The sequence below is a fragment of the Microcoleus sp. OTE_8_concoct_300 genome (assembly GCF_031383065.1).
GTDB lineage: Bacteria > Cyanobacteriota > Cyanobacteriia > Cyanobacteriales > Microcoleaceae > Microcoleus.
Window position 1 is genome coordinate 1 of record NZ_JANMZH010000542.1, and the last position, 13,741, is coordinate 13,741.

The following is a 13,741-nucleotide window of genomic DNA, read 5'->3' on the forward strand; positions in this document are numbered from 1 at the left end:
GCGCGATCGAGATATTCTAGATTCTGGCCCAGCAGTGCGAGGCGAACCAAAGAGGCGATCGCAATTCCATTAGCCGCCGGAGTTGCATTATCTATATAGCTGCGTTCCCGCACCAACAAATCTCCGCTAGCATCCTTAGCAGTATTGTAATATCCTCCCAATTCCACGCTCCACAAAAACTCATCAAACTCTTCTTGCACCTGCACAGCTTTCTCCAACCAAAACTGAGAAGTCTGCAACTGTTTGGCCTCTTCCCCCTTTCCTAAAGTCAAACTCCCTTGATGCAAATCCAACAAAGCTTTCACAAACAAAGCATAATCTTCCGACTGCGCCGTCACAGCAGATTTTCCGTCATAATTCAACCGCTGAAACCGCCCATCCGTCCACTGATTGTCTAAAATAAAATTAGCAGCTTTCACCGCTAATTCCAGATATTCCCAATTCCCAAAAACAGCCGCAGCGCGGGCTAAGCCCGAAATCATTAAGCTATTCCAAGCAGCAATCATTTTCGTGTCAGTAACTGCCGGAATTCTACCCGGCCAACTGCCGTTTTTAGCTTCTTGATTGTTGCGGGCTGGCGGAAAGGTTTTTACTGTATCGGGATGGCCACCGTAGCGAACTTGGAAGAGTTTAGCCAAAGCCGTTTCTACCGTGTCGCTCAGTTTTCCCGGATGGCGCCGCTGCAATACATTCTTGCCTTCAAAATTGCCGCTACGGCTAACAGTAAACTGTGCTTTAATTTCCGCCAATTCCTCAGCAGTTAATAGTGGTTCCAGTTCGGCGTAAGTCCACACATAAAATGCTCCCTCTTCCGGTTCTGACCCCCCTTCGGAAGGGGGAATTGAATTTTCTGCCCCCTTTTGGTAAGGGGGGGTTGAATTTTCTGCCCCCCCTTGGTAAGGGGGGGTTGGGGGGGTAAAGCTGTCAGCATCTTGTGCAGCATAAAAATAGCCTGTGGGCGCGGTCATTTCTCGCTTCAACCATTCTACTGTCCGCGCAATCGCAGTTTCAAAAGCCGGTTCTTGTATTCCCGCACTCCACAAATTTGCTAAATACTCAACAATTTGACCGTTGTCGTAGAGCATTTTTTCAAAGTGTGGCACAGTCCAAGTCGCATCAACCGTGTAGCGGTGAAATCCCCCTGCTACGTGGTCGTAAATGCCGCCTAATGCTAAGTCTAATCCGCGCTGAGTGCAGACTTGTTTACTGTCGTATTTTGATTCAAAATTAAATCTGGTTCCCCGCAGTGCTAGCTCAGCATAAGGTATCATCGGAAAACTGGGTCCGGGGTTGTGGCCGGCAACAATTCCGGTGTTGAGTTCTAAGCCTTTTTGAAATATTTCGCGATTTAATTCGGCCGTTACTCCTGAGAGCGCTGCCGTCTGTTGGAGGTTGCCTAAAATCTCTGCTTTGAAGGTTTCTACTTTGCCTTTTTCTGTGTCGTAAAAGCGGCGAATTGCTTGCAAAACTTCTAAAAATCCCGGCCGTCCGTAGCGGGGTTCTAGGGGGAAATAAGTGCCTCCGTAGAAGGGAACTCGCTCGTCTGGAGTGAGAAAAACGTTGAGCGGCCAACCGCCTTGACCGGTCATCATTTGCAAGGTTTGCATATAAATGCTGTCGATATCTGGGCGTTCTTCGCGATCAACTTTTACGGGTATAAAGTGCGAATTCATGTATTGGGCGATCGCGCCATCGGAAAATGCTTCTCCTTCCATCACCGTACACCAGTGGCAGCTAGAGTAGCCAATTGACAGGAAAATCGGTTTGTTTTCGCGCCGGGCCGTTTCTAAGGCTTCGTCGCACCACGGCCACCAGTCGATCGGATTTTCGGCGTGTTTCCGCAGGTAAAGGCTTTGGGATTGAGCAAGACGGTTGACCATAATCAAATATACTTTAACTCGTGCTGGGTAAGCTTGTCATACCAATTTAATGTGAAGTTGCACATATCTCGATCCCCCTCGCATCCCCCTTAATACGGGGGACGAAAGATCGGGATCTTGTCCCCCCCTTATTAAGGGGGGCTAGGGGGGATCGGATTCTCAGCAGCCTCATAAAAAATTGGTATCAGTTCTTTAGCAGTTTAGCGCGAGATGTTTTATTTTTGCTGTTGCCTATCATCATGTTTTAATATCACTGATAATTTAGATTCAAATGAGTCAAGCATCTCGACGAAACTTCAATAAACGGCTTGGACAATTGTTGCTGAGTGCGGCGGTTCCTCCTGCTGTTCTCACACAGTGCCAAGCTGAATCTTGGAATTGAGCTTTTTCCAAAAACACAATTAATTAACAAATTTTTAGCACAAGTACACCCGGAAATATAATTATTAGTTCCGACATTTTTAGGTAACGATCCGCGCAGATTTTATGGTAGAGGCGTTCCGAAAACTATGTCCCAGAAATTCGAGTCTCCATTTAGTCGCTCAAAGTTCCGGTTGGAGTTGAGACGGATCACAAATTGGCTCAGCTAAAGCGCTCGTGGAGAGAATGGTTGATAAGCCAGAGAACTGGAGAGGTTAACTGATGAATTTTGGCAAATTTTTAAACCGACCTTTACCCTTTTTCACCACAGGATAGCGACATCTTTGAGTGGGAGGTTTTCCTGTTTGCCATCCGGCTGAATTTCCTTTCTAGTTTGGGAGCAACAGCCGGAATCCCAATCTTAATTAAAATTGGCAGCATTGACTGTACAACCCTGACCGGGGTCAATTCAGGGAGCAGCCAATGCCTGGGTAGACGAATTTCCCTCACTAAATCTTTAGCTAACCATAATTGCCAGGTCAGCAATGGCCTCAAATCACTTTATCCTTGACACTGTTGGCTGAGCGCTCAGCTCCGGAATTCTCCAATGCCAGGTTTGTTTCGCACTCGCGGTACCAATGCTCTATAGCAAAACGACCTAGATATAGTTGGCAAATTTCATGGAGAGGTGGCATTTGAATACCAACCCAAACGGAACACAAAGGTTGAGCTTTTAATTTGCCTGTTACAGTTTAATAGCGTTCTACTAAAATCAGAGTCATCGAATGTTTGGGACTGCCTCGAAAATGCAAATTATCCCATTTTCTGGGTCTGATTTTTCCTTTGTTTTGGCTCAAGGGATTCCAGAGTTTGTTCTTCCACCAGCTTTGAGAGTCGTTAAGCTTAAACTGGTTCCCGTGAGTTTTTGGTCGTCCTCTACCACTTGACGGGTGGAGTGACACACCCATACTCACTATCAAATAAGCCGAGAGGTCGATGCTGGAAATACTGACACACACGCTGCTCATTGTTGAGCGCCTTTACCGATCGGGTTTTCCCAACTGGTAAGACCTTCGTGTGTTAACGGAAGTGCGCAACGGACGATCGCCCGTGCGGTATCGGTGCGATCGTACTATATCCTTGAGCGATACCTACAGGTATGCCGTGAGGCGAAGCGGTAGGCTTATCTTCATAGGTACGCTCTTTGAGGGTAGGTGCATGAGGCCTCAACCACCCTGTATGGTAAGAAAGCCAATACTGGGCGTTCCACTTGTGACATCTGTTAGATATATAGTTGCATCAATTTTTCAAGGGTCTGGTCTACAATCTTGCAGCGCCTCATAGACGCTTGACCACTCACGCCGAAATAAGGGCTCAGCGGGCCTCATCTGGTAAACATGAGACGGTGGCCGGTCCTCATCAGGGCCGAAGCCGGTTCAAAGGTAGCAGATGCGGCTTGACGCAGGCATTGATCAGCTTGTTGACTCCATTTCTGTCATTATTCAAACTTCATAGCAGGCAGATTTGAGACTTTTTGGTGAATTCTCAATTTTCTGCCCTGATGCTGTGTCCCCTTAACCATCGCAGGCAGTTTTTTTTGAGCTATTATTCTGGTATGTGAAGGGTAAACACCGACATCAAGGAATTGGCACTCAACGTAGCCCTCTTACCTGCTTTTCCTGATAGCCAAGCGCAGCCGTGCGATCGTACCGTGAACGTCTAAACCCCAATTCCGGGGTAACAGATAATAACGGCCACCGAAACCTATCCCTACCTATTAATTTGACTTTCGTCGTCGTTTTTTCCTCAAACATTACGGTTTGGCGTACACCGCTACAACTGATTGGGTATGGAGGGCTAGTTTTAATCTCTCTAAATGGCGCTTTTTCCTGAATTGGAAACCGAGAATCGACGCACCGCATATGTTCCAAACTTTTGTCCAGAGTTATAGCCCACATTCGGCACCCTCAAATGTCACCCTCGGCTTTTACTTATTTTTATCAAGCACTAAAGCTCAAAATGAGACTTTTCTACCGTACCTTAACGGATCAAAAACGTTTTAAAGGCAGAATTTATCACTTTAAAAATAGATTTTTATAACTAATTCAGCCGTGTGAAACCTTACGGAATAAGGATTGCACTATTTTCTCAAGAAATCAAATACAGGACTAATGCCAGGGTGACAGCAGCCCTATTTTTTTATCTACGACCGATAAAATACCTAGTTAGGAACCATCAATCAGCCATTTTCGCTAAGTCAAATGAGCGTCTTTCCAATCTTCATCAAATCTTCATCAAACCTACTTGCGTTAACCAGTGTTTCGGTTTATCTTGAAGATGTGAAGGAAAAAAAACCGATTCCAAATCTTCATCCAATCTTCATCCAATCTTCATCAAACCTAATTGCGTTAACCAGTGTTTCGGTTTATCTTGAAGATGTGAAGGAAAAGAACCAGATTCCACTCTACTTAAAAATCAAGGTGCCTACAATGAAATTCCCATTAAATTTAGTCAAATCGCTTTTAGCTGTTGCCGGTGTCGCTGCTGTTAGTGCAATATCCGCAGCACCGGCCTCCGCCATCAACTTTAGTAATATCACTGGTGGGGATCCGGTTGGAGATGCCTATGCAAATAACTTTGGACTTACTGTAGAGAACCAGGGTGGATTAGCTGTTTTTAACATCTTTAACTTTGGCAATCCCTCCGCTACTGATATGTTTATAGCTGGAGTTTTTTTTGATGATAATGGCTCTCTGTCTTCTTCCTCTGCTCCCTGGACTAACGTTAATAACTTTGGTGATGTACGCTTTAGTGGTGGTGCTAGTAACGCTCAGCTGCCTCAAGGTGGTAAAAACTTCACCACAGACTATGCCTTCTTCAGTGACAATGGTGATGGTAATAAATATGGTATCCAGGCTGGCGAAAAATTGGGATTGGCCTGGGCGGCTAGTTATAATAGCGTAATTTCCGATTTGACTAGCGGTGCCTTAAGAGTAGGTTTGCACGTTCAAGCCTTACCAAATGGTGCAAGCGATTCTTACATCACCAGCAACAGTGGCAACACTCAAGATACTCCTGAACCTTTAACAATGCTGGCTGCGGGAGCTGCTGTTGGGTTTGGTACTATGTTCAAAAAGCAACGCGCTCAGGCTCAAAAAGCTCAATAGGCTATCATTTGAACTGGTTTTCGCTCCCGGTCCTAGGGCCCTAATGATTATTTTATGAGAGGTCTAACAACCTGGTTTCACGCTGAAACCAGGTTTTTTTAGTCTGTTATTTAAAGCAACAGTAGAAGAGGGCAGTATCTTCATCAAAACTTCATCAAACCTCATTGCGTTAACCTGTGTGTCGGTTTATCTTGAAGATGTGAAGGGAAAAAACCCGATTCCACTCTACTTAAAAATCAAGGTGCCTACGATGAAATCCCTATTAACTTTAGTCAAATCGCTCTTAGCTGTTGCCGGTGTCGCTGCTCTTAGTGCAGTATCCGCAGCACCTGCTTCCGCCTTCAACTTGGGTAATATCGCTGCTGGGGATACGCCTGGAGATTCCTCTGAAAATAGCTTTACATTTGACGTAGCTAACCAGGGTTCAGCAGTTCATTTTGACATTTCCAACTCTGGAAATGCCGCGGATCATAGTATGTTTATCCGTGAAATTTTTTTTGATGATAAAGGCTCTCTGTCTGCTCCCTTGGTTAACATTGGTAACGTTGGTCAGGTAGCCTTTAGTGTTGGTGCTAGTAACGATCAGCTGCCTCAAGATGGTAATGGCTCCACCACAAACCAACCCTTCTGACGTAACACTGGTGCTGGTAATGTATTGGGTATCCAAGGTGGCGAAAGTTTGGGATTGAGCTTTACTGGTAATTATAATAAGGTAATTGCCGCTTTGAATAGCGGTGCCTTAAAAATAGGTTTGCACGTTCAAGGCTTACCCAATGGTGGAAGCGATTCTTACATCAGCACCAGCAGTGGCAACACTCAAGATAATCCTGAACCTTTAACAATGCTGGCTGCGGGAGCTGCTGTTGGGTTTGGTACTATGTTCAAAAAGCAACGCGAGAGGGCTCAAAAAGCTCCATAGGCTATCATTTGAACTGGTTTTCGCTCCCGACTTGATGTCCTACTGATTATTTTATGAGAGGTCTAACAACCTGGTTTCAGCCTGAAACCAGGTTTCTTATTCTGTTATTTAAAGCAGTAGAAGAGGGTAGTATCTTCATCAAATCTTCATTAAACCTCATTGCGTTAACTTTTGTTTCGGTTTATATTGAAGATGTGAAGGAAAAGAACCAAATTCCACTCTACCTAAAAATCAAGGTGCCTAGGATGAAATCCCCATTAACTTTAGTCAAATCGCTCTTAGCTGTTGCCGGTGTCGCTGCTGTTAGTGCAGTATCCGCAGCACCTGCCTCCGCCTTCAGCTTTAGTAATATCCCTGGTGGGGATACGTCTGGAGATGCCTATGTAAATAGCTTTAGATATACGGTACAGAAGCAGGGTTCAGCAGTTCGTTTTGACATCTATAATGAGGTAAATCCCGCAGATTCTAGTATATTTTTCAGTAAAGTTTTTTTTGATGATGATGATAATAACTATCTGTCTGCTCCCTCGCTTTACGGTACTAACATTGGTGAGGTAAGCTTTAGTGGTGGTCCTAGTAACGAGCAGCTGTCTCAAGGTGGTAATAACTTCACCACAAACTATGCCTTCTCACGTAACCCTGGAGTGGGTCTCCAAGGTGGCGAACATTTTCCAGTGAGCTTTCGTGGTAATTATGATAGCATAATTACCGCTTTGAATAGCGGTGCCTTAAGAATAGCTTTGCAGGTTGAAGGCTTACCAAATGGTCAAAGCGCTACTTACATCAGCACCAGCAGTGACAACACTCAAAATACTCCTGAACCTTTAACAATGCTTGCTGCTGGAGCTGCTGTTGGGTTTGGTACTATGTTCAAAAAGCAACGCGCTCAGGCTCAAAAAGCTCGATAGGCTATCATTTGAACTGGTTTTCCTTTCAGACTTGATGCCCTACTGATTATTTTATGAGAGGTCTAACAACCTGGTTTCAGCCTGAAACCAGGTTGTTTATTCTGTTATTTAAAGCAGTAGAAGAGGGCAGTATCTTCATCAACTCTTCATCAAACCTCATTGCGTTAACTTTTGTTTCGGTTTATATTGAAGATGTGAAGGAAAAGAACCAGATTCCCCTCTACCTAAAAATAAAAGTGCCTAGGATGAAATCCCCATTAACTTTAGTCAAATCGCTCTTAGCTGTTGCCGGTGTCGCTGCTGTTAGTGCAGTATCGGCAGCACCGGCCTGGGCCTTCAGCTTTGGTAATATCGCTGGTGGGGATACGCCTGGAGATGCCTATATAAATAGCTTTACATTTGACGTAGTTGACCAGGGTGAATCAGTTCTTTTTAACATCAAAAACTCTGGAGATGCCGCAGCTCCTAGTATGTTTATCAGTCAAGTTTTTTTTGATGATAAGAATTCTTTTTTTGATGATGATACCTATCTGTCTAATCCCTTGGTTAACAGGGGTAACGTTGGTCTGGTAGACTTTATTGGTGGTGCTAGTAACGATCAGCTCCCTCAAGGTGGTAATGGCTTCACCACAAACTATGCCTTCTCACGTAAAACTGGTGATGGTAATGCCTTTGGTATCCAAGGTGGCGAAAGTTTGGGATTGAGCTTTACTGGTGATTATAATCTCGTAATGTCCGCTTTGAATAGCGGTGCCTTAAAAATAGGTTTGCACGTTCAAGCCTTACCAAATGGTGCAAGCGATTCTTACATCAGCAGCAGCAGTGGCAACACTCAAGATACTCCTGAACCTTTAACAATGCTTGCTGCGGGAGCTGCTGTTGGGTTTGGTACGATGTTCAAAAAGCAACGCGAGAGGGCTCAAAAAGCTCAATAGGCTATCATTTGAACTGGTTTTCGCTCCCGGCCCTACTGCCCTACTGATTATTTTATGAGAGGTCTAAAAAACCTGGTTTCACGCTGAAACCAGGTTTTTTATTCTGTTATTTAAAGCAGTAGAAGAGGGCAGTTAGGACTCTCAGATTGCTAAAACCTTTAATCTACAAGGATCGTACTCCTGACTCCTGTTTTCCCCCGTGCAGGGGGGGAAACAGGAGTCAGTAGGGTGCGTCGTTCCGTCAGGGTGACGCACAATTTTTGGCGGGAACTTACCTAATTAATCAGGTGCGGAGTGTCCCAATTAATGGGGTAAGAGGCGCGAGACTCGCCAAGTAATGACGCACCCTACAAATTTATTTGCTGGTTTGATCAAAAAACCAGGTTTCCTATGGTTAGGACTAAGGCAAAGAAAACCCGGTTTATCCGAAAAATCGTGGATGCTGCCTTGAGATATTGACGCAGAAACCTGGGTGAAGGCCCCGCGTGCGTCCAGGACTGATAGTTTTATTTCAAGGACTTGACACTCTCAAGTCTAAAGACACGATCGATTCTTTAAAAGGAGATAATCACCGTTAATCCTTGCTCGAACTGTAACTCGATAGGCCGTATTTACTCGAACCTCAGTGTCACAGGATGCGCGGTGCCAATTGCGTCTACTCTCAAGAAATGCAAGCCTCATTGAGGCTACTTGTTTTTAATTTTGTTGATTCACTCACTTGTTAGTCTTTGCTTGCCGGGGCTGAGTAAGTGGCTGCTAGGCACCAAACCCATCATTTCGAGTAGTCGTCTTTTAAGTAGGTGTCCTAATGCTGAGCTATGCGTTACATCTGAGTCTCACCCATCCATCAAGTTCCAGAGTGTGTACTAACATCAGATCAAAGATTGACGGGCATTAAAATCCCGTGTGTGATGCACGCTCGCGTAGCGGAAGTGTCGTTTCCCTAGGAAGGTTTCAAGCCACTAAGTTGTCTGCATCCCGTACTATTTTTATGATATCATCTAACAATAGTCCGGACTGTTTTTAGTTCGTAGTCTGAAAACCTCGATTTTCTCTTGCTAGCTCGATTGCCGAATAGCTTTGAAACCCTTCTTCTACGGTTGGCCATCAAAAACGGTCTGAAGTATTGATTTAATCAATCAACTCATAACTAATATCCCAATGTTGAACAGAAAACTTTTTGGGCTAATCATTATCGCCACAGGTTTAGTAACCCTGAATATGACACTCCTGTGGAAACTGGGGGATATTGCTCATTTTTGGATGAGTATAGTTTTTTGGTTCGCTGTGGGTTCCCTACTTTGGGACAAGCAGGATATTCTCAAACAGAGTGAGGGAAAAAGTGACGTATTATCGATAGTCGCTGGGACAATATTAATAGCTTTTATTTTATTTAAAAGTGCTATGGTTTCCAGTAAATTCGATCATTTTTTAAGAATTGCACCTTTTTTGTCGGGTTTAGGTTTGAGCTTAATTGCGGTAGGTTTTCAGGATTTAAAACAATATTGGCGTGAATTGGTAATACTATTTTTTCATGGCATCCCCAGTGTAATTACGTTACCTTTAGTGGGTATTATTACCTCGATTACTGCTAAGTTTGCTTATTATTCTTTGTGGTATGTGGGTTTTAATGTAACAAATGAGGGTAATTATGTTGCTTTACCGACAGGAAGGGTGTTTGTAGATGGGGGATGTTCGGGTATCGAGGCAATGAATTACTTATTAGGTTTATCTGTAGTTTGTTTGTTGATGTTTCCTACTAAACAAAATAAAGCTTTGGTAATAGGTGTAGCTGTCGCTTGTGGTTTTATTATTAATGCTTTTAGAGTGGCGACCATGGCCTTGTTAGTTGCATCTAATCGCCTAGATTTGTTTAAATATTGGCATGAGGGTGAAGGTTCTTTAGTGGTGGGGATGATTTCGGTGATTTTGTTTGGGATATTTTATCAATATATGTTGAAACGAGATAGCAAAATTATTCAAACTTCTGGAAATTAATTAGTTGAAAGTTGAGGTGATATATCGGTTTTTCGATTTCCACTCCAATAGTCAGGAGTCTCACTCAAATGTCCGGGGGTTGAAATCCGCCGTCACTACCTGCCGTTGAACTGCGCTTATATCTATCATAGAAAGGAGGTCAGGAATTATAGAAAACTTGTTATGGGAACAAATGAAAGTCAAATAAATCACATTTACGGTTCAGAGGATGCTCAGGGTATTTTACAGCTTGCGATCGACTTTTACGGGTATAAAGTGCGAATTCATGTATGGGGCGATCGCGCGATCGGAAAATGCTTCTGGTTCCATCACCGTACACCGGTGACCGCTAGAGTAGCCAATGGACAGGAAAATCGGTTTATTTTCTCGCAGGGCCGTTTCTCAGGCTTCGTCGCACCAAGGCCACCAGTCGATCGGATTTTCGGCGTGTTTCTGCAGGTAAAGGCTTTGGGATTGAGCAAGACGGTTGACCATAATCAAATATACTTTAACTCGTGCTGGGTAAGCTGGTCAGTTCTCTAGCAGTTTAGGGCGAGTTGTTTTAGTTGAGTGGTTGCCGATAAGCTGTCGCGCATTTAAATTGCATATTCGGGGCGGGCGGGACGCCCACCCCACAAGAGTTTTATTGTTTTTTGACATACAATTTAAATCCCGAACAGCTTAATCATGTTTTAATATTATGGCTGATTATCTCGCTCTAACATGAGTTTATCATCTCGGAGAACCTTCAATCAACAGCTTGGACAATTTTTGCTGAGCGCGGCTGTTCCTCCTGCTGTTCTCAAACAGTGTCAAACAGAATCCTCCAACCAAGCTTTCTTAGAAACTAATCTTAACAATTTGCTGGCGAAAGCAGACCCAGAAATAGAATTATTAGTCCCGACATTTTTAGGTAACGACCAGCGCCGCTTCTACGGCAGAGGTGTTCCGAAAAGCTTGAAGTTAATCGACAAATTTCAACTAGGAAGCGGCCGGACTTTTATAGGAAGGAGGTCTGTAGTTTGGAGCGGCGCCGGTTGGACTGGACAGCCGACAATTACCAGAGACGGGGAAAAAACTTATTTAATTATAGGTGCTTATGACCACAATCTGCACAAAATAGATATTGCTACCAATAAAGAAGTTTGGCGCTATAAGTTTGATGATATAATCAAAGGCTCATCAACGATTTATATCGATGAAAAAGCGATCGCCGAAAACAGAATTGTGATTGTGCAAGGCAGTCGCAGTGGCGGTGGTGGCAACAATGTCGTGCCGAGTTTTAGGGCAATATCTTTTAGAACTGGCAAGGAACTTTGGAAATTGGACATCAGGAGAACAGCTACAGCCGGGATAATGACAGCAGCGCTTTGTACCTCGGCGATGGCGTTTTGTTCAATGCGGGGGAAAATGCGATCGGCTATTTTCTTGATAGTTCGACAAGTAAGGCAAAGCTAAAACAAGGAATTAAGCAGCCAAATATCTTGTCGGAAGTACAGCTTTATGCAGCAGGAGATATCAGCAAGCACGGCGGAAACTTGGTAGCGGAATCATCGCCATCGAGGCTCAAAGATAGAATATTTATAGCTGCTGGTTCCGGTCATATTTACGGTATTAGCATTGAAACTAAAAAGATAGTATGGGATTTCTATACTGGTTCAGATTTGGACGGAAGTGCTGTAATTTCTAAATCGGGAAAACTGTTTTGTGCTATTGAAAAACAATACATTCAGGGCAACGGCGGCGTGCTTAAGCTGAATCCAAACAAGGAACCGAATGCCAGTGTCGAATGGTTTTTGCCGACGGGAAATCGCCGACTTTCTAGCTGGGAAGGCGGGATAATTGGCTCGGTGGCTTTGAATGATGAGTACAATTCAGGGGAGTTCCCGGCGCTGTTTGCCACAAATGCGATCGACGGCAATTTATACATCGGTTCCCAAGATATGACTACAGGTAAAAAAACTGCTGTATCTTGGCGAAAGCAGTCTTACGATACTCCTGTAATAGTGTTTAAAAAAGAGATTGGTTCTTCAATTTCTACTCCGATTTTTACCGATGGTAATAAACTGATCAGTGCGGGATACAACGGTGTTTATTTGTTCAATTTGAACTGGGAACGAGCGAAGTCTGGGGATAAGAATGCTTTGAGGAATGCTAAAGGGGAGTTTTACCATTTAAAAGTAATAGAATCTGGGAGATTTAAACCGGGTTTGTCATTTGAGGCGACGCCTGTAGTTTGGGACGGAATTGTGAGGATTTGCGCGAGGGATGGCTGGATGTATACTTTGGGGTGAAATTGATTTTTGCACCTGTATCAGGAACAGGCAAGATGCCTGTTCCACAAGAGAATTGACTTATTGTGGAACAGGCATCTTGCCTGTTCTTAAAAAGGTGTTGAAATCCGCCAATGTCACCACCTGCCGTTTAACTGCGCTTATATCTATCATAGAAAGGATGTCAGGAATTATAGGAAACTTGTTATGGCGACAAATGAAAGTCAAATAAATCAAATTTACGCCTCAGAGGATGCTCAAGGTATTTTACAGCTTGCGATCGCGCAGCGACAGGATGAAGGGGAATTATCCAGAGTCCAGCTTTTCGAGATTGCGGCGGAATTGGGCATTTCCGAAGCGGATATTCTGGCGGCGGAACAGCAATGGTTAGCAACTAGAGGAGAATTTCAAGAAAAGCTGGTTTTTAACACTTACCGTCGTCGCAAATTGCAGAAAAATGTGACAAAGTACGGCATTATCAATACTTTTTTAGTTTTGTTTAATCTAGCAGGATCGCACGAGCTTTCTTGGTCGCTTTTCATTTTACTAACGTGGGGATTGGGATTGTCGCTGAATGCTTGGAATGTTTATCAAACTGAAGGGGAAGATTACGAACAAGCGTTTCAGCGGTGGCGTTTGAAGAAACAGGTGGGACAGTCGATCGGCACTGCTGCGGATAAGTTTATGAAGTGGTTACAGTCGTGATATGCAGTCATTTTTATGGTGCGCCGTGCGCACTTTACGACTTACATCTCATCTTCCCTCGGGGGAATATTCAGTTTTCACATATTGTCTCACCACTGGCGATAAATTGAAAAGCGCTTGATTATCCTGTTCTTGTTTTTCTATCAATGCTCGATTTCCCAAAGATTGCAGCACATTGAAGAATTCCGATGGCGATAATTGCACATTTTCTAGAATTTGAGAAATTGCCACAGACTGGATTTCATTCCCGATACAGCAGATTACCTGTTTCTCTAATTCTGATAAGCGATCGCACTGCTGCTGCAATCTTGCTTTTAATTCTTCTCCCAAGAATAGCATATAGCGATCCTAAATCATTTGTGAATTTCTTACTCCCTCCCCGCGAGTTCGGGGAGGGCTGGGGTGGGGTAAAAAATTGACGACTCCTGCAAGGATTGCTATATCATATTTTAAGAATTCGGCAACTCGACCGCCAAATTATTAGACCTCTTGCGAAAGTCTCAGGCGATCTCTAATTTAGTCTTTAAAGAAAGTTCATAATTATAAATACCAGCGATCAAATTAAATCTTAATCCGAAGCGCCTTCTTCGATTCCGATATCTTGATGAAAGTATTCT

General features: G+C 43.8%; 11 protein-coding genes and 2 pseudogenes. 8 read left to right on the top strand and 5 right to left on the bottom strand.

What is annotated here, in order from left to right; translation table 11 throughout:
- The coding region (locus tag ACUVJL_RS25010) for a thioredoxin domain-containing protein (protein WP_445248305.1) at window positions 1–1,880 on the bottom strand (1,880 nt) is incomplete at its 3' end.
- A 1,112-nt stretch (window positions 1,881–2,992) separates the two neighbouring features.
- A complete protein-coding gene (locus ACUVJL_RS25015; protein WP_445248306.1) occupies window positions 2,993–3,268 on the bottom strand; it encodes a hypothetical protein in 276 nt (91 codons plus the stop codon).
- A gap of 1,233 nt (window positions 3,269–4,501) precedes the next feature.
- Here ACUVJL_RS25015 and ACUVJL_RS25020 point away from each other — a divergent pair.
- The 6 genes from ACUVJL_RS25020 to crtA all read left to right on the top strand — a co-directional run bounded on the left by ACUVJL_RS25020 (window position 4,502) and on the right by crtA (window position 10,167).
- Window positions 4,502–5,407 (top strand): PEP-CTERM sorting domain-containing protein, encoded by a 906-nt coding sequence (locus ACUVJL_RS25020; RefSeq protein WP_445248307.1) that lies wholly within the window; start codon window positions 4,502–4,504, stop codon window positions 5,405–5,407.
- Between the two features lie 178 nt (window positions 5,408–5,585).
- Window positions 5,586–6,038, top strand: a complete 453-nt coding sequence (locus tag ACUVJL_RS25025) for a hypothetical protein (RefSeq protein WP_445248308.1) — start codon at window positions 5,586–5,588, stop codon at window positions 6,036–6,038.
- A gap of 24 nt (window positions 6,039–6,062) precedes the next feature.
- Window positions 6,063–6,326: a PEP-CTERM sorting domain-containing protein gene (locus ACUVJL_RS25030; protein WP_445248309.1), complete on the top strand. Its 264-nt coding sequence runs from the start codon at window positions 6,063–6,065 to the stop codon at window positions 6,324–6,326.
- Between the two features lie 53 nt (window positions 6,327–6,379).
- Window positions 6,380–7,234 (top strand): PEP-CTERM sorting domain-containing protein, encoded by an 855-nt coding sequence (locus ACUVJL_RS25035; protein WP_445248310.1) that lies wholly within the window; start codon window positions 6,380–6,382, stop codon window positions 7,232–7,234.
- A 53-nt stretch (window positions 7,235–7,287) separates the two neighbouring features.
- On the top strand, window positions 7,288–8,169 hold the full coding sequence (locus ACUVJL_RS25040) for a PEP-CTERM sorting domain-containing protein (RefSeq protein WP_445248311.1): 882 nt from the start codon (window positions 7,288–7,290) through the stop codon (window positions 8,167–8,169).
- 1,161 nt (window positions 8,170–9,330) lie between these two features.
- Entirely contained in the window at window positions 9,331–10,167 is an 837-nt protein-coding gene (crtA, locus tag ACUVJL_RS25045; RefSeq protein ID WP_445248312.1) for a cyanoexosortase A, read from the top strand.
- 228 nt (window positions 10,168–10,395) lie between these two features.
- Here crtA and ACUVJL_RS25050 read toward each other — a convergent pair.
- A pseudogene (locus tag ACUVJL_RS25050) lies at window positions 10,396–10,641 on the bottom strand (DUF255 domain-containing protein); the annotation flags it as partial.
- 821 nt (window positions 10,642–11,462) lie between these two features.
- On the opposite strand from ACUVJL_RS25050, the gene ACUVJL_RS25055 reads away from it, so the two are divergent.
- Entirely contained in the window at window positions 11,463–12,440 is a 978-nt protein-coding gene (locus tag ACUVJL_RS25055; protein ID WP_445248313.1) for a hypothetical protein, read from the top strand.
- Window positions 12,441–12,626: 186 nt separating this feature from the next.
- Window positions 12,627–13,124 carry a 2TM domain-containing protein gene (locus ACUVJL_RS25060; protein ID WP_445248314.1) on the top strand — a complete coding sequence of 166 codons (498 nt, stop codon included), beginning with the start codon at window positions 12,627–12,629 and terminating at the stop codon, window positions 13,122–13,124.
- A 48-nt stretch (window positions 13,125–13,172) separates the two neighbouring features.
- On the opposite strand, the gene ACUVJL_RS25065 is transcribed toward ACUVJL_RS25060, so the two are convergent.
- Entirely contained in the window at window positions 13,173–13,463 is a 291-nt protein-coding gene (locus ACUVJL_RS25065; RefSeq protein WP_445248315.1) for a hypothetical protein, read from the bottom strand.
- A 161-nt stretch (window positions 13,464–13,624) separates the two neighbouring features.
- Window positions 13,625–13,741 (bottom strand): annotated as a pseudogene (locus tag ACUVJL_RS25070) (IS5/IS1182 family transposase); the annotation flags it as partial.

Coding starts and splice junctions, on each gene's coding strand:
- ACUVJL_RS25015 (WP_445248306.1), bottom strand. CDS start 3,268: ATGAGCAGCGTGTGTGTCAGTATTTCCAGCATCGACCTCTCGGCTTAT.
- ACUVJL_RS25020 (WP_445248307.1), top strand. CDS start 4,502: ATGAGCGTCTTTCCAATCTTCATCAAATCTTCATCAAACCTACTTGCG.
- ACUVJL_RS25035 (WP_445248310.1), top strand. CDS start 6,380: ATGAGAGGTCTAACAACCTGGTTTCAGCCTGAAACCAGGTTTCTTATT.
- ACUVJL_RS25040 (WP_445248311.1), top strand. CDS start 7,288: ATGAGAGGTCTAACAACCTGGTTTCAGCCTGAAACCAGGTTGTTTATT.
- crtA (WP_445248312.1), top strand. CDS start 9,331: ATGTTGAACAGAAAACTTTTTGGGCTAATCATTATCGCCACAGGTTTA.
- ACUVJL_RS25060 (WP_445248314.1), top strand. CDS start 12,627: ATGGCGACAAATGAAAGTCAAATAAATCAAATTTACGCCTCAGAGGAT.
- ACUVJL_RS25065 (WP_445248315.1), bottom strand. CDS start 13,463: ATGCTATTCTTGGGAGAAGAATTAAAAGCAAGATTGCAGCAGCAGTGC.